Origin of the sequence: Anabaena sp. UHCC 0253, from assembly GCF_009712085.1 — a bacterium.
Lineage (GTDB): Bacteria > Cyanobacteriota > Cyanobacteriia > Cyanobacteriales > Nostocaceae > Dolichospermum.
In genome coordinates this window covers 122,480-144,907 of record NZ_VILD01000007.1, presented here as the reverse complement: position 1 = coordinate 144,907, position 22,428 = coordinate 122,480, and the positions used below count along the sequence as shown (strand labels likewise).

18 protein-coding genes and 2 pseudogenes are annotated in these 22,428 nt (G+C 37.9%); 11 read left to right on the top strand and 9 right to left on the bottom strand.

All coding sequences use genetic code 11. The annotated features are described in order from the left end of the window. Positions 1-322: 322 nt before the first annotated feature. Positions 323-1,225, bottom strand: coding sequence for an alpha/beta fold hydrolase (locus FJR38_RS19025; RefSeq protein ID WP_168538777.1), 903 nt, complete (start codon positions 1,223-1,225; stop codon positions 323-325). Between the two features lie 82 nt (positions 1,226-1,307). Here FJR38_RS19025 and FJR38_RS19020 point away from each other — a divergent pair, with 82 nt between their 5' ends. Next, the gene (locus tag FJR38_RS19020) at positions 1,308-2,225 is read left to right on the top strand and encodes an FTR1 family protein (protein ID WP_168538775.1); all 918 of its coding nucleotides are present in this window, start codon (positions 1,308-1,310) and stop codon (positions 2,223-2,225) included. Positions 2,226-2,392: 167 nt separating this feature from the next. Next, positions 2,393-3,259 (top strand): shikimate dehydrogenase, encoded by an 867-nt coding sequence (locus tag FJR38_RS19015; protein ID WP_168490939.1) that lies wholly within the window; start codon positions 2,393-2,395, stop codon positions 3,257-3,259. Between the two features lie 137 nt (positions 3,260-3,396). On the opposite strand, the gene FJR38_RS28660 is transcribed toward FJR38_RS19015, so the two are convergent. After that, on the bottom strand, positions 3,397-4,467 hold the full coding sequence (locus FJR38_RS28660; protein WP_254449510.1) for a hypothetical protein: 1,071 nt from the start codon (positions 4,465-4,467) through the stop codon (positions 3,397-3,399). After that, on the bottom strand, positions 4,461-5,288 hold the full coding sequence (locus tag FJR38_RS28655) for a hypothetical protein (protein WP_254449509.1): 828 nt from the start codon (positions 5,286-5,288) through the stop codon (positions 4,461-4,463). The genes FJR38_RS28660 and FJR38_RS28655 overlap by 7 nt, the downstream gene beginning before the upstream one ends. Before the next feature lie 317 nt (positions 5,289-5,605). Between FJR38_RS28655 and FJR38_RS19005 the strand changes: the two genes are divergently transcribed. Both FJR38_RS19005 and FJR38_RS19000 read left to right on the top strand, forming a co-directional pair. Then, positions 5,606-6,838, top strand: a complete 1,233-nt coding sequence (locus FJR38_RS19005) for a succinate--CoA ligase subunit beta (protein ID WP_168490942.1) — start codon at positions 5,606-5,608, stop codon at positions 6,836-6,838. A 37-nt stretch (positions 6,839-6,875) separates the two neighbouring features. Further along, positions 6,876-7,760: a CoA-binding protein gene (locus FJR38_RS19000; RefSeq protein WP_168490944.1), complete on the top strand. Its 885-nt coding sequence runs from the start codon at positions 6,876-6,878 to the stop codon at positions 7,758-7,760. 270 nt (positions 7,761-8,030) lie between these two features. Here the strand turns inward: FJR38_RS19000 and FJR38_RS18995 are convergent, their stop codons facing one another. Next, a complete protein-coding gene (locus FJR38_RS18995) occupies positions 8,031-9,872 on the bottom strand; it encodes a tetratricopeptide repeat protein (protein WP_168538773.1) in 1,842 nt (613 codons plus the stop codon). Positions 9,873-10,131: 259 nt separating this feature from the next. Then, positions 10,132-10,725 (bottom strand): thylakoid membrane photosystem I accumulation factor, encoded by a 594-nt coding sequence (locus FJR38_RS18990; RefSeq protein ID WP_168538771.1) that lies wholly within the window; start codon positions 10,723-10,725, stop codon positions 10,132-10,134. Between the two features lie 369 nt (positions 10,726-11,094). Here FJR38_RS18990 and FJR38_RS18985 point away from each other — a divergent pair, with 369 nt between their 5' ends. The 3 genes from FJR38_RS18985 to FJR38_RS18975 all read left to right on the top strand — a co-directional run bounded on the left by FJR38_RS18985 (position 11,095) and on the right by FJR38_RS18975 (position 13,872). Beyond that, on the top strand, positions 11,095-12,432 hold the full coding sequence (locus tag FJR38_RS18985; RefSeq protein ID WP_168538769.1) for a Mur ligase family protein: 1,338 nt from the start codon (positions 11,095-11,097) through the stop codon (positions 12,430-12,432). A gap of 103 nt (positions 12,433-12,535) precedes the next feature. Next, positions 12,536-12,808, top strand: a complete 273-nt coding sequence (locus tag FJR38_RS18980) for a hypothetical protein (RefSeq protein ID WP_168538767.1) — start codon at positions 12,536-12,538, stop codon at positions 12,806-12,808. Positions 12,809-12,876: 68 nt separating this feature from the next. Next, positions 12,877-13,872: a metal ABC transporter solute-binding protein, Zn/Mn family gene (locus FJR38_RS18975; RefSeq protein WP_174764055.1), complete on the top strand. Its 996-nt coding sequence runs from the start codon at positions 12,877-12,879 to the stop codon at positions 13,870-13,872. Positions 13,873-13,978: 106 nt separating this feature from the next. On the opposite strand, the gene FJR38_RS18970 is transcribed toward FJR38_RS18975, so the two are convergent. The 3 genes and pseudogenes from FJR38_RS18970 to FJR38_RS18960 form a co-directional block, all read right to left on the bottom strand. Continuing rightward, positions 13,979-15,055 carry a fatty acid desaturase gene (locus tag FJR38_RS18970; RefSeq protein WP_168538765.1) on the bottom strand — a complete coding sequence of 359 codons (1,077 nt, stop codon included), beginning with the start codon at positions 15,053-15,055 and terminating at the stop codon, positions 13,979-13,981. Between the two features lie 166 nt (positions 15,056-15,221). Continuing rightward, positions 15,222-16,282, bottom strand: a pseudogene (locus tag FJR38_RS18965) (fatty acid desaturase). Positions 16,283-16,590: 308 nt separating this feature from the next. Beyond that, positions 16,591-17,406, bottom strand: a complete 816-nt coding sequence (locus FJR38_RS18960) for an acyl-CoA desaturase (protein ID WP_168490958.1) — start codon at positions 17,404-17,406, stop codon at positions 16,591-16,593. 86 nt (positions 17,407-17,492) lie between these two features. Between FJR38_RS18960 and FJR38_RS18955 the strand changes: the two are divergent. Then, positions 17,493-18,727, top strand: a pseudogene (locus tag FJR38_RS18955) (aminotransferase class I/II-fold pyridoxal phosphate-dependent enzyme). A gap of 37 nt (positions 18,728-18,764) precedes the next feature. Continuing rightward, positions 18,765-19,142 (top strand): GxxExxY protein, encoded by a 378-nt coding sequence (locus FJR38_RS18950; RefSeq protein WP_168490962.1) that lies wholly within the window; start codon positions 18,765-18,767, stop codon positions 19,140-19,142. 54 nt (positions 19,143-19,196) lie between these two features. On the opposite strand, the gene FJR38_RS18945 is transcribed toward FJR38_RS18950, so the two are convergent. Next, positions 19,197-20,390, bottom strand: a complete 1,194-nt coding sequence (locus FJR38_RS18945) for a Coenzyme F420 hydrogenase/dehydrogenase, beta subunit C-terminal domain (protein WP_168490964.1) — start codon at positions 20,388-20,390, stop codon at positions 19,197-19,199. Between the two features lie 384 nt (positions 20,391-20,774). Here FJR38_RS18945 and FJR38_RS18940 point away from each other — a divergent pair, with 384 nt between their 5' ends. After that, positions 20,775-21,332, top strand: coding sequence for a hypothetical protein (locus tag FJR38_RS18940; RefSeq protein WP_168538763.1), 558 nt, complete (start codon positions 20,775-20,777; stop codon positions 21,330-21,332). Between the two features lie 121 nt (positions 21,333-21,453). Then, positions 21,454-21,651 carry an HNH endonuclease signature motif containing protein gene (locus FJR38_RS18935; RefSeq protein ID WP_168538971.1) on the top strand — a complete coding sequence of 66 codons (198 nt, stop codon included), beginning with the start codon at positions 21,454-21,456 and terminating at the stop codon, positions 21,649-21,651. The last annotated feature ends 777 nt before the right edge of the window (positions 21,652-22,428 follow it).

Sequence of the window (22,428 nt, the reverse complement as noted above, 5' to 3'; positions counted from 1 at the left end):
AAGTTTTTTAGTTTATATACGTGAGTCTAAAGAGGTAATTATCAAAATCTGTTTTTACCAATTTATAACTAAAGAAATATACCCAATAGCAGATGGTTATTAAATGTTTTCAGTTTATTAAAATAATGAACTTGCATAAAATAAGATTTAAAAAGTAATTAACCGCAGATAAATACTGTTGATAATTATTCTATAGCGGTATGCACTCTTTGTGAGATACAGTCAGCCAATCGCCAACTCTGTAGGGGCGCAGGGTCTGCGCCCTCGATTGTATTGTATCAAGGGCGATAACCGCTATATGCAGTTTCACATACAGTTGTTATTAACTCAAATTAATTACCCAATCACGTAAATGTGAATTTACTTGTTCGGGAATTTCGTCATGGGGACAATGACCGGCTGTGAGAAAATATTCTGTTAATTGGGGATAATATTCATGAAACTTTTGTGAACGTTCTCGCGCTTTCATCCAAGGATCTGCTTCTCCCCATAATAACAATAAAGGACAAGTTAACTGTTTAAGTAAAACGTCAACTTTTTCCCCTTGAGGAGTGCTAAAAACAGAAACAAATACATCTAAAGCCCCTTTGTCAAAAGCCGGACGTTGAATTTCTTCTACTAATTGATTTGTAATTGCACTTTTATCAAGATAAACTTTTTCTAAGGTTCGGCGAATTACCCACTTTTGGCGCGTATATTGAAATAATAAAGACTGGGCTAAACGTTTTTTAAATGCCCATTTAACAGGTTTTCCTAAAAGTTTTTGCAGAGGATTTGGAGAAGGTTGAATTTGATTTTCTGGTTGAGAAAATGGACCAGCACTATTGAGTAATACCACACCAGCAGCACTTTCAGGACGTTGGGAAGCAACGCATAAACAAGCATAACCTCCTAAAGAGTTACCCGCTAAAATTGTTTTTTGACCGATAACTTCACTGATAAAATCATGGAGTTGATCACGCCACAAGTCGGCGCTATACTGTAAATTAGGTTTTGCAGAACGGCCAAATCCTAACAAGTCAATGGCAAATACTTGGAAATCTACACTCAATCCTGTGACATTCTTGCGCCAATGGTCTGTAGAAGCACCAAAACCATGTACTAAAAGTAAAGGTGGACGCTGGGTTTGTGGTTCTCCCGCTTGGACATAATATACGTTATGTCCGCGCCATTGCCAGTATTGACCAGGGATAGGATTTGTAGAAGGAGCGATACTTGTTTGCATATTGTGAAGAAATATTAAGTTACTTTTATAATAATTCATGACTTACCCATTGACAAACCATATCAAAGCTAATTAATTTCCTATGAATTGGAGTGCTGCATTACCCACTTTTTTCATTACCTTACGCGAAGGTGTAGAAGCCGCTTTAGTGGTGGGAATTGTCTTTGCTTGTTTACAGCAAGCTCAACAACAAAAATTACACCGTTGGATATATTTAGGCGTTATCACTGCGGTAATAGCTAGTTTTGGAGTTGGGTTAATTCTCAATTTAAGTATTCAAGGATTACAAACATCTGATTTACTCTATGCACCAGTTTTCAAGCAATTGTTTGAAATGGGATTAGGGTTAATAGCAATTTCTATGCTCAGTTGGATGTTAATTTGGATGACAAAACAAGCAAGATTCCTCAAAGCTGAAATTCAAACTTCTGTAAACAGTGCTTTGAATGAAGATAAAAAAGCAGCTTGGGCAATTTTTAGTTTAATCTTTATTGCCGTTTTTCGAGAAGGTTTAGAAACAGCATTATTTATTGTTGCTCAATTTCAATCGGGTTTTATACCTGTGCTGGGAGCAATAGGAGGATTAACTATAGCAGTGTTAATTGGAATGCTGTTATTTAAGTGGAGTATCCGCATTAACCTCAGTCAATTTTTTCAATGGATGGGGATATTACTATTAACAATAGTTTCCGGTTTAGTAATTTCTGCTCTCCGTCATTTTGATGCTGCTGTCACGGCTTTTAACCAAATCAATGCTCTAAATATTTGTCAAGGAGGAAGTAATGCTTGTGTTTTAGGTTGGCAAATTTGGGATTTCTCAGACATTTTACCTGATAAACAATTTCCGGGAATTTTGCTAAAAACCCTATTTGGATATAACCAAAAATTGTATTTAGCCCAAGCTGTAGCATATATCCTATTTTGGATTGTGATTGGTGGTTTATATTTCCGCAGTCTTAACCAAACTGCACCATTAAAACCAGCCAGTAAAGTTAATTAAATGTGAGATAGAGGTATTTTAAATATCTCTTTCTCTAAAACTCCAGTTGGGAATGACCATAATTATTCCTGTCAAAAAATCAAATTAAAATTAATAACTGTAACTTTTCATAAAAGCTTAATGGTAAATTAAATTATGAGATAACGAATAAATAAACATTAATAAAAATGATTACTGGAAAAACTAAACTTTTGGGAGTGATTGGACATCCTGTGTCACATTCCCTTTCCCCATTGATGCACAATGCAGCTTTGGCTAAACTGGGATTAGATTATGTGTATTTGCCTTTTCCCGTTGCACCGGAGAATTTGGAGAGAGCGATCGCTGGTTTTGCTAGTATTGGTGTAGTAGGATTTAGTATCACTATTCCCCATAAACAAGCAATATTGCCGTTATTATCCGAAGTTTCCCCCATTGCTCAAGCTATCGGTGCTGTGAATACTGTCACTCGTCAAGGTGATAAATGGGTGGGGACAAATACAGATGTAGAAGGATTTATTGCTCCTTTACAAACAACATATCATCAAGATTGGAGTCAGAAAAAAGCGGTAATTTTAGGAAATGGTGGTGCAGCGCGGGCTGTGGTTGCTGGTTGTATTCAACTCGGTTTGGCAGAAATTCACGTTGTCGGGCGTAATTTCCAGAAATTAGAGGTATTTAGTCAAAGTTGGCAAAATTCACCCTTTGCAGACAAATTTCATGTCCATGAATGGCGAGAATTACCAAACCTACTCCACCAAGCTAACCTGTTGGTAAATACAACTCCTATGGGAATGTATCCCCATGTGGAAGAATCGCCATTAAGTAATCAAGAAATGGGTTATTTGCCTGATGATGTTATTGCTTATGATTTAATTTACATCCCTAAACCCACCAAATTTTTGCACCAAGCCGAAAAACAAGGAGCAATTATTATTGATGGTTTAGAAATGCTAGTCCAACAAGGTGCAGCAGCCCTAAAAATCTGGTTACAACAAGAAACAGTCCCCGTCACCGAAATGCGTCAAGCATTGCAAAATCATTTGGAGATTTGAAGAAGGAGGTAGGGGCGCAGGGAGCAGGGGAGCAGGGGAGTAGGGGAGTAGGGGAAAAGAATTATTACTCTTACCAATCACCAATCACCAATCACCAATCCCCAATTGTCAATTGTCAATTGTCAATTGTCAATTCCCTAATCTGGTTTCCGCATATACCTTTCCTGTCCTTGGGAATTATAAATAAATAGAGACAGTTGGGAATTTTGACTAATGACTTTGAGAGCTTCTTGTAAACTTTGGAAATGACCTTGCATTTCGGGATTATTTGCTTGCAACAATTTGTCATACTCAGGAGTTAAACGAACACTAACTTGCTGATTAGTGACAATAAAAGTACAAATCTTAATGGTACTGGTACAAGTGCGATTGAGTTCAACGCGAGTTTGAGTTAAGTCACCATAGACTTGTAATTGGTCCTTTGCCTGTGCCAAAGATGCTGTATAGGGTTCAACTAGGGCTGTAGCTTGATTGAAATAAAAACTATCTTGGGGTATTTTTTTAGCAGTGTCTAAAGCTTGCTGCCAAGAATTGATGGCGGCTTGCCATTGATTTTGATTACCATAGACCTTTGCTTGATTGGCGGCTTGAATGGCTTGTTGATAGGATGTTGCCGCTGATTGTTCTTTTTTGGCGCGATCGCTTACAACCAGGTTTTTTGCTTGATAATCTGCTAAGAGTTGGCGTGCTTCTTCAGATCCTAAACTATTGATAGGGATAGTTTTTAACGTACTAATTGCCGTCCGAAAATTAGATTCTACCTGTTGCCAATCAGCAGCAGTTTTAGCAGTGGCTTGACGTTTTGTCGCTGTTTCCCCGGAAGTTTTAGCAGTGGCAATTTTTTGTAGCCATGTTTCTTCTTTCACTAACTGCTGAGTAACATTTTTTAACCCATTTTGATAGCTTGGTAAATTTGCCTGTACCAATCCATAGAGTTCATGACTAGGTTTAATGATCTCTACTGCGGTGATTGCCTGTCTCCATAGCTTTTGTTGATTGCGTAAGTCATCCAAACTCTTCGCGGGAGTTTGCCCACTTTTTTGGGCAGTGGATGCCGTCTGTAAAGCCTTGACTACCTGATTTATCTTTGTAGACTGTGCCGAAAACTGATTAACTAATTCTTGCGATTCTTGATACCGGGGAGACCACTGAGGAATTTTTTGCAAATCTGCAACTACTCCATCTAGTTGTTGTTGCAGTGCTAACAAGTCTTTTCCGATTTAGTTCGCTTGAGTTGAGGCTGATAATCATTTTTAAATTGTTGGGCAGTTTGTAATTCTTTACACTCAGAAATAGCACAAGCCCGATGGAGGACGAAAACACCACCCCCAGACAGGAGTGCAATAACCGCCGCAATACCGATAATTATAGGTAGAGGGGGGAGTGCCAGCGATAACTGTCTTTTTCGAGGTTTATCGGGGATATTGGCAAAAGGATCAAACTTTTCCTCTTCTTCCGCTGATTCATCTTCATCTAGATCAAAAGATGGATTGTATAAAATTGAATCTGCTGATGGAGAATCTTCTAAGGAAGGTTCTGCGGGACTGGAGAAAAATGAATCAGCAATGGGTTCTTCGCTGTCTTCTAGTTCTATGTCTGTAAATGCTGGTAGTGATGGTTGCTGAAGATCAAGCGGTACAAACTGTGTGTCTCCACCATTTTCAATAGGATTAAATTGCGTGTTTCTCCAACTTTCACTTTCAGGTTCTGCTTCTGACTCTACTGTGGGAATGGGAAAATCGAGGAAATGTTTAGCATAGGGCAGCTTTTCTCCAGAAACTCTCAAGAAAAATTGTACCCGTTGAGTTTGGTAGTTGAATTGCCATTGTAGTGCTTGTTCTAACACCTCAAATACTTGCTGTGTGTCAACCGTTACACCAGGAAGATGTTGAGTTAAAATCATCAATTCATCATTTTTGATAGCGCATTTCACTTGGAAATCCTGACTGTCTGGGACTTGGGCTACCAATCTTTCCTGCAAAATATTGCCTAAAAGTTGTAAATCTTCTTGTGGAACTGTTACTTTCATAAAGCGTTACCGCCACTCTTTCTATATAGTTTTGATTATCAAGGGGATTGAGAACTGGAGATTGGGAATGGGAAAATTTTCACATCCAATAGAATCAGTTTCTAGCACAAGGTTAAATTTGTCACGAAAAACACACTCAAGGAGTAATTATTCAGACTTCTATTTTTTTATACAGCTAGATTATAAATTAGACAATCCAATGGCAAAATTAATTTTTTAGTTAACCAAAGTCAAATTCTATAATCTTAGGTATTGTACAAAATATCAGATAGCATCAGAGAAAGCGCGTTAGACTTGTCAATACAAGGTGTGTCTCAATGGATTTATTGGAGTATCAAGTTAAAGAATGGTTTGGTAAAATCGGGATTCCTGTCTTACCATCCCAAAGAATAGATCATCCTACCGAGTTAAAACGGTTAAAGATTAGTTACCCAATTGTGCTGAAATCCCAAGTACAAGCGGGGGAAAGAGAAAAAGCAGGTGGAGTCAGAATTGTTGAAACAACGATAGATGCGATCGCCGCAGCGCAAAATATATTTAATCTCCCAATTTGGGGACAATTGCCAGAGGTGTTACTGGCAGAATCCAAGTATGATGCTCATGAAGAGTTTTATCTAGCTGTAGTCTTAGATACCGCTCTGTCTCGTCCCGTTTTGTTGGGTTGCAAAGAAGCAAATATTGATTGGGAAACAGCAGGAGAAAACATTCAGCACGTAGTTGTAGAACAGGAATTTTCTCCATTTTATGCTCGACGACTGGCTTTGAAAATGGGTTTGCAAGGTGCGTTGATGCAGTCTGTGAGCGATATTGTTGAGAAGATGTACCAGTTATTTGTCCAAAAAGATTTGGACTTAATCGAAATTAATCCCTTGGGTGTGAACTCTACTGGTCAAGTAATGGCTCTCAATGGTAAGGTCAGGGTGAATGAACGATCAATTAACCGTCATCCCGAAATAGCCGAGATGGCTGCCAAAATGCTGAGTCGTCCTCATGGTAATGCCAAAAAGAACGGCTTGTTGGATAGCTGGGATAGCTTAGAAATGCGTGGTAAAATAGGTATATTAGGTAATGGTAAAGGTTCTGTATTAACAACATTGGATGCGGTGGTTAATGCTAGTGGCAAACCTAGTAAATGTATTAATTTACGCCATTCTTTCATGAGTGATACTGCACCGACAACTTTTGGCGATCGCCTCGTCACCAGTCTGAAAACTTTGGCTAGTGATCAGAATATTCAAGTTATTCTCATCAACTTCGTGGGGACGATTCCTCAAGTTCACCAATTTCCGGAAATTATTACCAACTTTCTCCAATTAGATAGAAGTGAAATCACATCAGATGTATCAGCTACCAATGGTAATAATCCGCCGCTTGAATTACCACATTTAGTCATCCGTTTAGCAGGTGCTGAATTTAATGATGCTAGAAAATATTTAGCTACATTCAAAACCACTCATCAATCACTCATCGTTGTAGAAAATTTAGATGCAGCCGTTAAGGAAGCAGTTCGTTTAGCAAAGTTACCTGTAGTTAAAAAGGGGAGTAAGTAATTATCAATTGTCAATTATCAATTATCAATTACGAATTATGAACTTAACGCCAGAAAGTAAAGTTTTAATCCAAGGCTTTTGTGAATTTATATCTGCAACTCATATAGCCCAAATGCAAGCTTATGGTACAAATTTAGTAGCAGGTGTTAGTCCTGGCTGTGGAGGACAGAAAATATATGATCTACCAGTATTTGATTTAGTAGAAGAGGTTGTTTCCAAGTTTGGACAAATTGACACAGCAATTATATGTGTTCAACCTTATCAAGTTTTGGATGCAGCATTAGAAGCGATCGCTTCTAATATCTCCCAAATTATCATTATTACCGCTGGTGTACCACCATTGGATATGGTGCAACTACTTCGCAAAACCGAAGCTTGTGAAACTTTAATTATTGGACCCAATAGTCCAGGAATTATTGTCCCTGGAAAAATTCTTTTGGGTACTCAACCTAGCGAATTTTATAAACCTGGTTCTATAGGAATTGTCAGCCGTAGCAGTACCCTTACTTATGAAGTAGCTTGGGAATTAACAAAGGTAGGTTTAGGACAATCCATTAGTGTCAGTATTGGTAGTGATGCTATTGTTGGTTCTTCATTTCTTCAATGGTTACAAATTCTAGATGAAGATGAAACTACAGAAGCCATTGTTTTAATTGGCCAACCCGGTGGAGGAAGTGAAGAAGCAGCAGCACAATACATTCTTGAAGCCATTGATAAACCTGTAATTGCCTATATTGCAGGTAGACACGCCCCACCTGTCCAAAATTGGCAACAAACAGGAACTTTAGCAACTGTAATTGGACGTTCTCCTAATTTTGGAACACCAGCCAGTAAAATAGCTGCTTTTGAATCCGCAAAAATTCCTGTCGCTGATCGTCTCTCTCAAATTCCTGAACTTTTGAAAAAGGTAATGGGTAATTGACAATTGACAGGTGATTGGTGATTGGTGATTGGTGATTGGTGATTGGTGATTGGGAATTGGGTAATTTTATTTATTCCTTCTTCCTGTACTCCTGTAAGGGCGAACCATTCGATGTAAGGGCGAACCATTCGGAAAATAAACTTGGGAAAAAACAGATATTTATCGCCCGAATGCTTCGCCCCTACTTGGAAAAAACCGATAATTTATCGCCCGAATGCTGATGCTTCCAGCTCCCGTTAGGGATACGCCCCTACGACTCCTGACTCCTGATCAAATATCTTCCTGGTATTTCATTAACAAATTAGGAAGATAATCATATCCATCAACACCAATAACAGCAATTATTTTAGGACGATGTTGTTGCAGGAATAATTGAAATTTATCTCCACCAATTTGTCCCTTAATTATCGTTAATAAACCTGCGGGTTGTCGCCATTCATCAGCAGCAATTTGTTCTAGAAGATACATTCCTAAACTACCAGTATAAATTGCTTTTTCATAGTTGGAAATATGATAATTAGCTTCAGCTAAATATGCTAAATTTCTACCTTGAAGATACAAATCACCTGAGATTTGGGCAGTTTTAAAAGCATTCTCTAAATATTTAATAGCTGTGGCATATTGTGTAGTTATTAAATAAGCAATACCTAAACTACTAAAACACAAAGCTTGACTTTGTAAATCACCTAACTTTTCTGCCAATTTCAAACCTTGTTCTAGGTAATTAATTGCTAATTCATAAACTTCAGTTCTGCTATTTTGTGCTTGTTTGGCTTGCATAACTTCGCTATAACCTAAGTTTACTAAAGCATTGGCTTCTCCAGTTTTATCACCTGTTTGTCTACTAAAAATTAATGCCCGTTGACTATAATTAATTGCTTCACCATAATTTTCTTGTTGAACGTAAGTACGACTCAGGTGGTTAAGATTGGCGATTTCACAGGTTTTATCTCCGGCAGTTCTAGCGATTTCTACAGCTTGTTGATGAAAATTAAGCGATCGCTCATACTTTCCTAAATTACGCTGAGAATAACCCAACAAGGTCAAAATCCGGGCTTTTTCTTGAGTCTTTTCCACTGAACGCAAAGGTGCATCTAAATAATCCAAAGCATCCCGCAAATAACTGCCAGTAAATGAAGCGAAAATCCCCCCATAAAGAGGAAAATAAGGGCGTTGGGCAAAGGTTCGTAAAATCTGAAGCATTATTTGGGAAGCCCCATTACTGTATACTGCTTGATTTTCAAAACCGCTGGCTAATTGACTCCAAATTACTGCAAAGGTTAAAAATGTGGAAATAGATAACTTTGGACCAGCGGTAATATCATAAGCTTGTTGATCAAACCAATTAATTAAACCCCGTTGCAAAAACTGTAAAACAATTGCTAATTCTACCCAATTACTCAGACTAATTACCTGCTGTTTTTGAACAAATTCTATGGCTGATTGTTCTGTGGCCAGAGTATGAAAAAATGCTTGGGAGAATTCACTATTTACAACTTTAGCCCAACTAGCCCAAGGACCTTGTTCTCCTGGTACACCTCCAAATCCTAGAGAATTCTTTTTTTCATACATCCAATTGAGTAAATTTGGTTGGAGTTTTTGCCAAGTAGCAATACCGCTATTAATCCCATCAGCAATTTGTTGAAAATCTTCATTTGCAGTCGCAAATTGTCGCAAAGATTTGGCTAATTGTTGCAGTTGAGATAGATTTAAGGGATACTTGAGATTAGGATCGGTAGCCCGTAGAAAAGCTGTTAAACGCTCATCTGGATTTGCTGTGGTAATTTCGCGGATAGATAAAGCGATCGCTTCTGTAATTTTATTTTGTTCTTGCCAGCGTTGCCATTGAGTTTGGATCGTTTTTACAGCCCGTAAACTCCGCGTGGCTTTAGCTTTTTTCAGTTCATCTGTTTCTGTATCTACTTGAGATTGTAAAGCATTCAAGCGATCGCTCAAAACTAACTCAAACACTTCCCCAGTCCCGGAAGTGATGCCTTTGAGTAACATTTGATATACTTGTTCTACAGAACTAATCTTACCCTTGAGGGTAGTTTCGATAATTTCATCAATTACAGCAAGATATTGATCTTGTAATGGCAGAGAGTCTGACACTTTAGTTAATATAAAAAATCACAACAACTTCTATTGTATAGCAATATCTTCGCCATTTCTTTTGTAGCTTGGCTTGAGTGGCGCAAAACCCAATATTTATCTTTTGTAAGTAACACAGTTATTTATGAAAAAATGTCCTTATACAAATCCCCATAATTCTAATTATGGGGATTTCCCTGTTCCCTGTTCCCTGTTCCCTTGTCATAGGTTACTGAGCGAAGTCGAAGTAACGACAATTTTTAACGCCAACCAACTTAATTTACTGATCTTCTAACTGACTACTAAATTGTTTAGGAGAACGTCGTTTTAACTCCACCGACTCAGTTCGAGGTAATAAGTCAAATACTTCTCTCAACTTATCGTCTATTTTTTCAAAAGGAACTTGACCTTTTTCATTCAAGACTACCTTACCCGACTGATCAAAGACTACAACTTGAGGAACACTCCCTGAATAGTAATATCCTGGTTCTGTGGGTTGATAGGTCTTGTCAGCTAAAATAGTATCAACGCCGATAGGAATAACCTCGGCTGCACGGCCATAGAATGCTTGCACCTCGGAAACAACCGGTGCATATTGTTTACAATCCCTACTATCATCAACGTAAAATGTCACTATCGCTGGTTTATGTTGGGCTAAATTCTGAGCTAGTGTTTCTTTAGAAGGAACTAAAGAACCATTACCAGCATATATTACAAAAATATTACCATCATATCGGTCATCCTTAATACCTGCAAATGCTGGCTGCATACTGATAAAGAATAAGCAAACAAGCAGCAATAGGCATTTAGACACTAACCGTCTCCAGTTAGTAATTATTTGAGTTTGTAAAAAAAGCCACTTTATGCTATTCATCAACAGAAACCTTCTAAGCTATTATTTGTCCTCAGTTTGTGCTGAACTGATATTAATTGAGTTGGATATATACAGCAGGGAACAGGGAATAAGGAACTCTTAACTAGGTTGAATGTCTCCTGGTACATGGCTTTGTTCTTAAATTGTTGACCTTATTTGCCTGCACTCTGCTGTAATTACACGCGCACACTATTTTTTAAGATAACCCTTACAGGGACTATATCTCAAAAATCTCTGGTATTTGTGAGGAAAAAATTATTTGTCAGTTGCAAGGTCTCAACTGGAGATGTCTTTTTAGTGCTATCTTCACTAATTAGTTAAACTTGCAAAATTCAATTTGCAATTACAGGTTATTAATAAATCATCACTGTGGGCAAGAAAATAAGAGTTATAGATAGACTACGCTTGGGTTTTGCGGTATCAATAGCAAAAAGCGTGACTTTTTTGGTCAGGTTACTTCGTCTTGGTGCTGCTAGTGTCTTACCAGGTTTTATTGCAAGACGCATAGAACCGCGCATTTTGCAATTGTTGAGTCAGCAAGTAAAAAATGGAGTGATTCTCATTGCGGGAACGAATGGGAAAACCACTACTGCATTGCTGTTATGTACCATTTTAGAGCGGAAGGGTTTCCGTGTCGCCCATAATTCTACAGGTGCAAATCTAGAAAATGGTTTAGCGACAGCTTTCATAGACAATGCTAATTTATTGGGAAAGCTGAATATAGATTATGCAATTTTGGAAGTTGATGAAAATATAGTTCCCAAAGTTTTAAAACCGCTGCAACCTCGGATTATTCTCTGTTTAAATCTGTTCCGTGACCAACTGGATAGGTATGGGGAAGTTGATAGTATTAGTAAACGATGGACAAAGGTTATTTCTACTTTACCAGAAACAACAGTAGTTATTCCCAATGCTGATGATCCGACTTTATCATATTTGGGTCAACAGTTACCTCAACGGGTTTTATTTTTTGGTTTGCATGAACCCGAAAATTATTTAGAAGCAATTCCTCACGCTGTTGATTCTATCTATTGTCCCCGATGTGGGCATTCTTTAGATTATCAAGGCGTTTATTTGTCCCATTTAGGAGATTTTACTTGTCCTAGTTGTGGTTTTAGTAAAAGCCAACCTGCTTTAGTCAGTCAGGAATGGTCACAAATTCTTGTTGGTTTGTATAACAAATATAATACTCTAGCCGCAGCCACAGCGGCAAAGGAATTGGGAATTGATGAAATTAGTATCAGAGATACAATTAGCAATTTCCAAGCGGCTTTTGGTCGTGCGGAAGACTTAGTTATTGACGGTAAACGGGTGAAAATTTTATTATCGAAAAATCCCGTAGGAACAAATGAAACTATTCGTGTCGTCACTCAAAGTAGCGATAAAACTACTTTATTGGTGTTGAATGACCGAACACCAGATGGTACTGACGTATCATGGATTTGGGATGTGGATACAGAAAAGTTAGTAGAACGGGGTGGAACTTTGGTTGTGAGTGGCGATCGCGTGTATGATATGGCTTTACGGTTGCGTTATAGTCAAGAATCTATCAAGAGTGACATTAACCTCATTGTAGAGTCAGATTTACGGCAAGCGATCGCCACTGCTCTAGAACATACACCAGCAAACGAAACTTTACATATTCTCCCCACCTATTCAGCCATGCTAGAAGTACGAGAAGTATTGACTGGTAGAAAAATTCTCTGATCATTAAAAATTGACAATTGATAATTGTCAATTTTTAACGAACTAATGACTAATGACTAATAATTAGCTATGCTATATCAGCAGCAGTGTTTATGTGTGAATCATGAAAATAGTCAAACTGATTTTGCTTGCTTTTCCCGTGTTTTTAGCATCTCTGCTATTACTAGTTAATCCCGCATACGCTTCCAGATCCAAAGCTACACCCGCTGCACAGATGATTGTGGTGACATCTACTCAAGCAAATTTTGATCTAGCGACACCACAAATAAATAAGATCACACATTTATCCATAGACTCAACTGGTTGTAGTTGTGCTAATTGTGTTCAGACTAATTTACAAAAATTACAAGGTAAATTACCCATGGTGAGCATTTAATAAATTAGACTCATCCATGTTTTGGAGACACAGATTTGCTGTGTCTTTATTAATTTATATAAGTAATTATGTTAGAAAAAAAATTATCTACACATTTATTAAAAACTACAATTCTGGGTTTAGTCGTAAGTTTATTTGGCTGTGGTAATCAAACTATCAGGACAACATATAATTCCAGAAATTTAACTATTAATCATAACTTACCCTCAGTAGTAGCAACTAATAGCATCATTTGTGATTTAACAAAACAAATTGCTGGAGATACCATAAACTTAACTTGTTTAATCCCTTCTGGTATGAATCCCTTAACTTATCAACCCATACCAGAAGATATTCAAGCCATTGAAAATGCTAATTTAGTTTTATATCATGGTTATAAGTTTGAGCCGAGTTTGACAAAAATTATTAAATCTACTCAAAACTCTAAACCCAAAATTGCTGTTGCTCAAAGTGCAATCACCAATCCTATCAAAATTCAACAAATAACTGAACCCCATGTTTGGCATAATCCTAATAATACTATTAAAATGGTAGAAATAATTAATAGTAACCTAGTTAAACTAGTCCCCAAAAATCAAAATATTTATAATAACAAAACAGAAAAATTAACTCAAGAAATCAACCAAATTAATAATTGGATTAAAGTCAGACTAGCGAGCATTCCTGCGAAAAACCGTAAATTAATTACATCTCATGAAGCCATGATTTATTATGTCAAAGCTTATGATATTCCCTATACAGGAAGTTTAGCAAATGTTAACCGTGTAGAAAAGTTGACAGATACAAAAGTCAAAAATTTTGCTAGAGATATTCAAAAAGCTCAAGTACCCACAATCTTTGCAGATAAAACTACAAACTCTAATTTGCTTGTACCTATAGCCAAAAAAGCTAAAGTCAAAGTTTTTGAAAGACCACTATATATTCATGGACTAGGTGAACAGGGAAGTGACGGAGAAACCTATCAGAAAATGATGGCTGCTAATACAAGAATAATTGTAGAAGGATTAGGAGGAACGTATTTGAAGTTTGAGTTGAAAATTTCTCAAAATATGGATAAAAAATGACTGAGAATTATTGGTATTTGCTCGAGAAATATCCTCAAAACATCATGAATTGGGAAACCTACACCGTACAGTCAGGTACAGTGTAGGTAGTTCACTAATCTACTGATTACTTCACACTTTGCTTTTTAGAAGTGTAATAAACCTTACTACCAGTATCAGGAACAAAATGACAACCAATAGCAGAATTCCATAAGGACTTCCAAACTGGTTCTTTGGATTCGTGGAAATACTCACCCATAATTGGTTTAATTGCCTCAGTTGCTTTCAGCAAATTGTAATGAGGCATATTCAAGAAAATGTGGTGGGCAACATGAGTACCGATATCATGGTGAATATGGTTAAAAATTCCATAATCTCGGTCAACGCTAGAAATTGCCCCTTTCAGGAAAGTCCATTCTTCCCCACGATACCAAGGAATACCAGGTTCAGTGTGGTGCAAGAAAGTCACCAAGTCCAACCAAATGATAAAGACAATGTAAGGTGCAGCGTAGTATTTTAAGAACGCCATCCAACCAAATTGATAGGTAAACAATCCTAGCAAAGCCACCATACTAATCCACAGGGTGGTGCTAGTGATAATGTCCCATTTTTCTGAAGGCTTAAACAGCGGACTACTAGGTGAAAAGTGAGAACCTTCTTTACCAGGAGAACGCTTGAACAAATACACGGGATAAGCCAATAAGAACAGATAGAAACGCCCTATTCTTTGCGCTAAGGGCATTTCATCATACTCAGATTCAGAGACAGGATACCAGCTTTCATCATTTTCCAGGCTGCCTGTATTCTTGTGGTGAGTTCTGTGGCTAATTCTCCAACCATGATAAGGAACGAGAATGAAAGTATGGGTAATATGACCAACCAAATCATTCAACCATTTATGCTTAGAAAAAGATTGGTGTCCGCAGTCATGACCAACTACAAACAAAGCCCAAAACATTGTTCCTTGCATTACCCAGAAAACTGGCCAAAAATACCAAGAATCTAGATAATTAGCCACTGCATACAGCAGCCCAACAATGAGAACATCACGGAAGAAATAATACAGTGATTTAGTCACACTAGGCTGAAAACATTCAGCGGGAATAGCAGCTTTTAAATCCTGAAGAGTAAATGGTAATTTTTCTTGCCCTTCAGAAGATTTAGAATTAGGGTTTTGATTGAACTGGATGGTATCTAATTGCACTTGATTGGTTGGTTAATTGTAAATTATTAACAGTGAGGTAATATTTAGTCACCTCTAAAATTTAAGCTGGGGGATATTGGCAATTTACCTTAACATTTTCAGATGTGGTTAATTGCCAAACTAAAAGAATTGGTTATGAAAGTAGCAATAATTACTACTTCATCCTTTATGATTTTTCTGCCCGATATGCGTCAAAAGTAGTATAACCAATATCAGTCTTGTAGAGTTGACATTCGTTAGTTATTTTCTTCATTAAATCCCAAGAGAATTTGTATTCATCATGGAGATAAGGACTCCAATTTTCTTTGATACTGCTATAAGCCAACCGCAAATTATAGGAAGGAATAGCAGTAGAAATATGATGAGGAACGTGAACGTTAATATCGTGGCAAAGAATTTCTACCCAACGAGGATAATCACAATGAATTGTTCCAAATAACTGTGCTAAGGCTTCATTCCATTTATCAGCAGTTGTAAAAGGAACATCTGGAAGGGTGTGGTGAACAATGGTGAAGGTACTCATCCAGAAATGGTAAACCATCCAGGGAATAAACCAGAATTTAATAAATCCCCAAACACCAGTGGTAATAATCAAAGTTGGGAAAACAATAGCCGCAAAAGCAACGACTACAGCCACAGAAAGTTTAACACTAGCTTGGTCTTTTTTCTGAAAATTGCGGGCATCAAAATGGACAACTGCCCAATGTCCAATTGAACCTACCCACCAGAGACGTTTACTCATGAAAAATTCAAAAGCGGATTGTCTATTTTTAGACCAGCTTGCAAAAACTTCTGTTCTAATGGGATGCCAAGCGTTATCTTCGTCTAGCTTGTTGGTATGTTTATGGTGATGATTATGCTTAATGCGCCAGCTATGAAAAGGGTAAATTAAGAACATCATGAAGAAATGTCCCACTAAATCATTTACCCAGCGACGTTTTGCAAATGAATGATGAGCGCAATCATGGCCAATAACAAAAAACCTGTTAAAGCAGTTCCTGTAAAAACCCACGCTATGGGTAGAAGAAACCAAGGGGAAATTGCTATAAAATAATAGCCTAATGCAGCCATAGATAAACTGAGAATTACAGTAGTCCATGCTTTGCGGCTATTTTTCTGAAAACATTCCTTGGGCAGACTTTTGATAATATGTTTTAGTTTTATTTGGTCTTTACCAAGGTCTGTGGAGACCGCTATTTCCTGACTTTTGATAATTGATGTAGTCATGAATACCTGAAAAACAACAGACTGCAACACAAGGTTACTGAGAAAAGTAACTTGCTGCAAAGTTTTGTAACATTAATTTCTGAGATTATAGCAACCTAAGAACAACTTAGGATAGATGTTGGCAATTAAAAATTTCCAATTAAAAATTTGTAATTGCTTTAGTTGAGAAGGTAAGCATTCAACATCCAAAAAAGAAGGTCTGTATAATCTTAGCGGATAGGTAAATGCTTTTGTTACACACAAAAAGTCAATAGTCTCAAGCCAAAAAATTGACTAGAAAACTATTGACTTTGGGCATGAAATCTGTATTATGCCTTTTTCTCTGCCAGCTTCACGTTTGTAGCTAGTCCTAGTAATTGTAATAACTGAATAGTCATCCAAGTCATATCAATTTCCCACCATTCCAAACCATGACGAGCAGAGTATTGAAACGCATGGTGGTTATTGTGCCAACCTTCACCAAAAACTAGGATAGCAACCCACCAACAATTAGTTGATTTGTCACCAGCATCATAAGTGCGGTAGCCGAATTTATGAGTAGCACTGTTTACCAACCAGGTACAGTGATAAACCCAAATAATCCGCACAAAAATTCCCCAAACAACCATTGGCCAGCCACCTATGAAATAGAGAACTAAGCCCAAGGCAATTTGTAAGAAAATGAAATTTTTCTGTAAAAACTGATAAACTGGGTCATCAATAATGTCTTTAGTGAAGCGAGGAACTTGATCGTGAGCGGGAGCAAAATGAATCATCCAACCCATGTGACTCCACCAGAAACCTTGATTTGAATCATGGGGATCTGATTCAGTATCAGAATGTAAGTGGTGAATACGATGTGTACCCACCCATTCAATTGGACCACCTTCACAAGATAGTGTCCCAAAAATCACCAAGACATACTCTAACCATTTGGGTGTTTGAAAACTACGATGAGTGACAAGACGGTGATATCCCAAAGTAATACCTAAACCTCCAGTCACCCAGTAAAGCAATAAAGCAACACCAACTGCCCTCCAGCTAAAATTGCTAGGAATCAAGGCAAAGAGAGCGCCGACGTGCAATGCAACGAAGAATAGGGTATTAACCCAGTTAATGTGAGGTTTAGAAGTAGCAATTGTCATGCAGTAACCTGAATAGAAATTGTTCAGCCTAGTCTGCGCGATCCGAAAATCCGCATATCTATTTTATGTTTTTGAATGAGGAAAAGATGAACAGCTTTGAACAGCTGCGGGAAGCAGAACAGGCACTATTAGAAATTTTTTCTGGTATTGACGCTCAGGTCAAGCATAATCTTAAACGAGTATTAGATGCCTTTCGTCATCACCGAGTAGGCGCACACCATTTTGCAGGCGTAAGTGGCTACGGACACGATGATTTAGGACGAGAAACTTTAGATAAAGTTTTTGCCCAAGTGATGGGTGCTGAAGCTGCGGTGGTGCGAGTGCAGTTTGTTTCGGGAACTCATGCGATCGCTTGTGCGCTGTATGGTGTACTTCGTCCTGGGAATGAAATGTTAGCAGTAGTCGGTTCTCCCTACGATACGCTCGAAGAGGTGATTGGCTTGAGAGGACAAGGCCAAGGTTCTCTAATTGATTTTGGCATAAAATACCGCCAATTGGAACTAACTGAACAAGGAAAAATAGATTGGCAAAACTTAAGCACTAGCATTACCGAAAACACAAAGTTAGTATTGATTCAACGTTCCTGCGGATATTCATGGCGGCCAAGCCTATCCATAGCCGACATAGAAAAAATTGTTTATCTAGTTAAACAGCAAAATCCCCACACCGTTTGCTTCGTAGATAACTGCTACGGCGAATTCATAGAAACCCAAGAACCAACCCATATTGGTGCTGACTTAATAGCCGGGTCATTGATCAAAAATCCGGGAGGTACAGTCGTGAGTGCTGGTGGTTACATCGCCGGACGCGCCGACCTAGTAGAAGCTGCCGCCTGTCGCCTCACAGCCCCCGGTATTGGTAGCGAAGGGGGAGCAACCTTCGACCAAAACCGCCTCTTGTTCCAAGGATTATTTTTAGCCCCCCAGATGGTAGGGGAAGCCATGAAAGGAACATACCTGACAGGATATGTATTTGACAAACTCGGCTATCCAGTCAACCCCCCCACCCCTAGCACCCAGAGGAGATGTCATCCAAGCCATCAAACTCGGTTCAGCCAAAAAACTAATTGCCTTCTGTAAAGCCATTCAACAGTATTCACCCATCGGTTCTTATCTCGACCCCATACCCGACGATATGCCCGGCTACGAAAGCCAAGTAGTCATGGCTGGAGGGACATTTATCGAAGGTAGTACATTAGAGCTATCAGCCGATGGTCCATTGCGTGAGCCTTATGTGGTTTATTGTCAAGGGGGGGACTCATTGGACTCATGTATCTATAGCTTTACAAGCAGCTATTGAGGCGATGATCAATATAGAATAATCCTCACGCAAAGGCGCAAAGACGCAAAGGGAAAAAGATGAATGAGAATGAGATTGCAAGGGAGGTTGTTGATGCTGCGTATAAGATTCATACAAAGTTGGGACCAGGTTTGTTGGAATCTGTTTATCAGTCTGTTCTGGAATATGAGTTAGGAAAGCGAGGATTGCAGGTGAAAGCGGAGCAACCCATACCTGTAGTTTATGAAGATGTTCATCTAGAGGTAGGTTTTCGGGCTGATTTAATAGTTGAAAACAAAGTTATTATTGAACTTAAGTCTGTAGAGACCGTTCACCCAGTGCATAAAAAGCAACTACTAACTTACCTTCGTCTTGCTGATAAACGCCTTGGCTTACTCATCAACTTCGGATCATTCCTCATCAAAGATGGAATATCCCGCATTGCCAACAACTTATAAAATCAGGACAAAGACGCTTCTTACCTTTGCGTCTTTGCGCCTTTGCGTGAGACCCTATTCCGGTAACTTATACTGTCCCACTATCCGCTTCGCAAACTCCGGTACATGAGCTTCCAACTTCTCCCCATGATTCCGCTTCACATATAAGTAATTTCTCGCAAAGTGGGAATCTATAGAAAATCTCGCATATTCTAAGCCTTTGGGTCCAATTTTATCTATGACGACTCCCATTAATTTCGCTGCCCACATCGGTAAAGTAACTGCTTGATCGTAAGCTGGAATGCTTTGCTGTACGGCGGGTTTCCGGTTTCCTTGGGACATGACGGGCTGAGTGTGGAGTTGGTCTTTCACCAGTTCGAGCATTTCTTTTCCTGTATCATTTCTGACTACTATCCATTGCCATTGGTAGGGTGCGCCCATATACCCGACGACGATATCAGCTAGGGAGTTGACGTAATCAAAGCAACTCATACATGATGGGGCAAAGATGTCTTTGAGGACGTTGGTTTTTAAGCCGAAGAAGGGTACTGTTTCTTCTGATCCATCTTCGTGTTTAAAATGTACCCGGAAGTCTTGCATAAATTCGTAGCTGACTACTGTTTCGGGGGATCTGCTGGTGGTTTCTAGGAATTTTTGCAGTCCGGCGCGAGTAACGTTATCTACGCATGGTGTACCGAGTACGTAGAGTTTTTCTAGTCCGAGTTTTTTCTCTACGGCTCGTAATGCTTGTATTTGGCAACCTACTCCGATCACTAATAACCGTTTCATTCCTGATTTTTCGATTTCTTCTAATACGGAGAGGTTGGGGGATAGGGTAGGTTTATTTACTTTGGCTGCTAGTATTTCTTCGGGGGTACGGGCTATGATAGGCATGGGTTGAAAGCGGTCTTCTTTGGTGTTTTGGACACAAACTACGCCTTCAACTAAGCCACGATTGAGCATTTCTATGGCTATGCTGCTAACTATTCCTGTCCATTGTGCGCCTTCTATGGGTTGTTGTTTTCTGGCGGACATCATTTCTTGATGAACACCGAAATATAGTTCGTTTTCGTCTTCGAGGTTGCGGGGGCGTTTATGGGTGGTGGTTTCTAGTTCGTCTATTCTTTGGGTGATGAAGGCGCACGCTTCTTTGACGTAGTGGATATAGTAGGTGTCGCATAGTCCGCATTCGCTACATAGTTCTTTGGCGGGGCGCACGCTTCCGGGTTTGAGGGCTTTGGCTTTTTTGTGGGATTCTATGGATGTCATTTATTTTGTTTATTTTTACTAAATATGGCTTTTATTACCTTACCGTTATGGGTTGTGATGTGGGTGGTTTGATTTGGGTAAGAGGTTTTTTTCACGCAGAAATGCGGAGGGGTGGAGAGAGGAGGCAAATAATTACATAGCAATATTCTTAATTTTTAACTTACTGTTCAGTAAATATACTATTGTGATTATTAATAAGTTAATTGTTAAATTTAATATTATATTGATATTTAGCAAATACAAAAGCAATTTATGAGTCAGATATTCAATTGTATCAACAGATTGATTAAAATCGTGAAAAATTAATTTTTGAAATAGTTTTACACCGTAAAGAAATTTCTCGCTATTGTCCTAAATAGATACTTTTGTGATGACCGTGCAATTATGAAAATTAAACTACTTCCACACCCGACCTTTTTATTAACTGCTTCTCTCACTTTACTGACATCTATCCAAACCCCAAAGGTTAACGCACAACCAGCAACATTTAACCTTGATTTTATCAAATGTGTAGAATATTGTCGTCAATTACCCACAGATTATAAATATCGGAATTTCAAAATTACACAAAAACTAATTAATCAATTACACAAACGGAGTAATATCTGTCAATTTTTGACAGGTAAAAGTTTGTGTGCTGTTGCTAAATCTTATCAGTTTAAGGATGGTGTAATTTCTTTAAAAATTCAGGGTACTGAGGGTTCTCTTACAGATATTAAGTTTAATTCTGGTATCAGTTCACAAGAAGCTATGAGAATTGCCAGACAATCTTTTAATGATGGTAAATCTTTTGCAAAAGCAGAAATATTTAAAAACAGAACTGTTTTATATAGCAATCCTATTGATAATGATGAAGAAGCATTTTATTTAGATGAAACTAACCTAATTTTCAATTCTAAAAATCAGGTTAATAGAATTGTTTCTGTTGCAAATGCACCATAACTTTTGATTAATTTAAAATAATGATTTACATAACTAGGAATTCTTTTCTTAACTAAACCCAAACTAGTTACTGCTACAGATTCTTGGTTGGCATGACAAGAACTTTTAGGGATCGCGTCACATTCCTTTATCAGTTCGTTTTGCAGTTCTACAAAGAGACAATCATCAATGTGTTTCTTGTGGTAAAAGTCCACCAGTAGTTACCCTAGAAGTTGATCATATTATCCCTTTTTCTAAAGGTGGTAATAACGATATCAATAATTTACAAACTCTTTGCTTTGAATGCAATCGTGATAAAGGTATAAGGACGATGAAATAAATATTTCAGTTTTTATTAATAAACCCTTCGGTTAATTTATCGAGGGTTTTTTGCTTTTAATATATATCTTTCATTATCCCACAAAACTGCCTGATAATTAATTCTCAGTTTCATAGCAAAAGTCTGTTTTAACAGACTGAATAAATATTAATCTTCATTCAGTTTTAGCTGAATTTTGCTATTAGCCAAGAAATGAATTTGTTGGTGGTGGTAATATCATGATGATTGTGGAAGATGTTAGATAAAAAAATAGCGATCGCTATTTCAATAAATATGCTATTTTTAGCATAAATAGGATATAACCCACATTCCGCAGATGTAACTCAGATTATTGATATTTTTGAAAAATCCCAGCCAGGAAAATTTTATTTACCTAATTTTTCTGGTTGAGTTTAACTTTATCTACCAAAAAATAGAGAATATTACCGAAATTAATTTCGCTAGGTTTTAAAATAGATTCTCTCTCTCAATTAAAATAGTCATTTCGGCTTAAATAAACATGACAATTACAGCAAAAAATATTTTCACTCTTTGCTAAAAATTTCTATTTACTAATTTTATCGATCACTATCTACATCTTTTTTGGTCTAATAAACTCTCATCAAATAATTAGATAATATTTACTACAACTCCTTCCTAAATACCTGACAATCTTTTCACGTTCCTCCGTTAAATTGCTCATTTGTTTTTGTCCATTTATGATTACCAAATGTACAGCCTGAAACATCTGAAATACCCACCTCATTGTCGGTTTATTTGTGATTTTATTGACTTGAT

What these genes read in the sequence shown, in the direction of transcription:
- FJR38_RS28655 (WP_254449509.1), bottom strand. Translation starts at nt 5,288, where the DNA reads ATGAAAGTAACAGTTCCACAAGAAGATTTACAACTTTTAGGCAATATT.
- FJR38_RS18945 (WP_168490964.1), bottom strand. Translation starts at nt 20,390, where the DNA reads ATGACATCCATAGAATCCCACAAAAAAGCCAAAGCCCTCAAACCCGGA.
- FJR38_RS19025 (WP_168538777.1), bottom strand. Translation starts at nt 1,225, where the DNA reads ATGCAAACAAGTATCGCTCCTTCTACAAATCCTATCCCTGGTCAATAC.
- FJR38_RS18960 (WP_168490958.1), bottom strand. Translation starts at nt 17,406, where the DNA reads ATGACAATTGCTACTTCTAAACCTCACATTAACTGGGTTAATACCCTA.
- FJR38_RS19015 (WP_168490939.1), top strand. Translation starts at nt 2,393, where the DNA reads ATGATTACTGGAAAAACTAAACTTTTGGGAGTGATTGGACATCCTGTG.
- FJR38_RS18990 (WP_168538771.1), bottom strand. Translation starts at nt 10,725, where the DNA reads ATGAATAGCATAAAGTGGCTTTTTTTACAAACTCAAATAATTACTAAC.
- FJR38_RS18950 (WP_168490962.1), top strand. Translation starts at nt 18,765, where the DNA reads ATGAATGAGAATGAGATTGCAAGGGAGGTTGTTGATGCTGCGTATAAG.
- FJR38_RS19000 (WP_168490944.1), top strand. Translation starts at nt 6,876, where the DNA reads ATGAACTTAACGCCAGAAAGTAAAGTTTTAATCCAAGGCTTTTGTGAA.
- FJR38_RS18975 (WP_174764055.1), top strand. Translation starts at nt 12,877, where the DNA reads ATGTTAGAAAAAAAATTATCTACACATTTATTAAAAACTACAATTCTG.
- FJR38_RS19020 (WP_168538775.1), top strand. Translation starts at nt 1,308, where the DNA reads ATGAATTGGAGTGCTGCATTACCCACTTTTTTCATTACCTTACGCGAA.
- FJR38_RS18940 (WP_168538763.1), top strand. Translation starts at nt 20,775, where the DNA reads ATGAAAATTAAACTACTTCCACACCCGACCTTTTTATTAACTGCTTCT.
- FJR38_RS18980 (WP_168538767.1), top strand. Translation starts at nt 12,536, where the DNA reads ATGAAAATAGTCAAACTGATTTTGCTTGCTTTTCCCGTGTTTTTAGCA.
- FJR38_RS19005 (WP_168490942.1), top strand. Translation starts at nt 5,606, where the DNA reads ATGGATTTATTGGAGTATCAAGTTAAAGAATGGTTTGGTAAAATCGGG.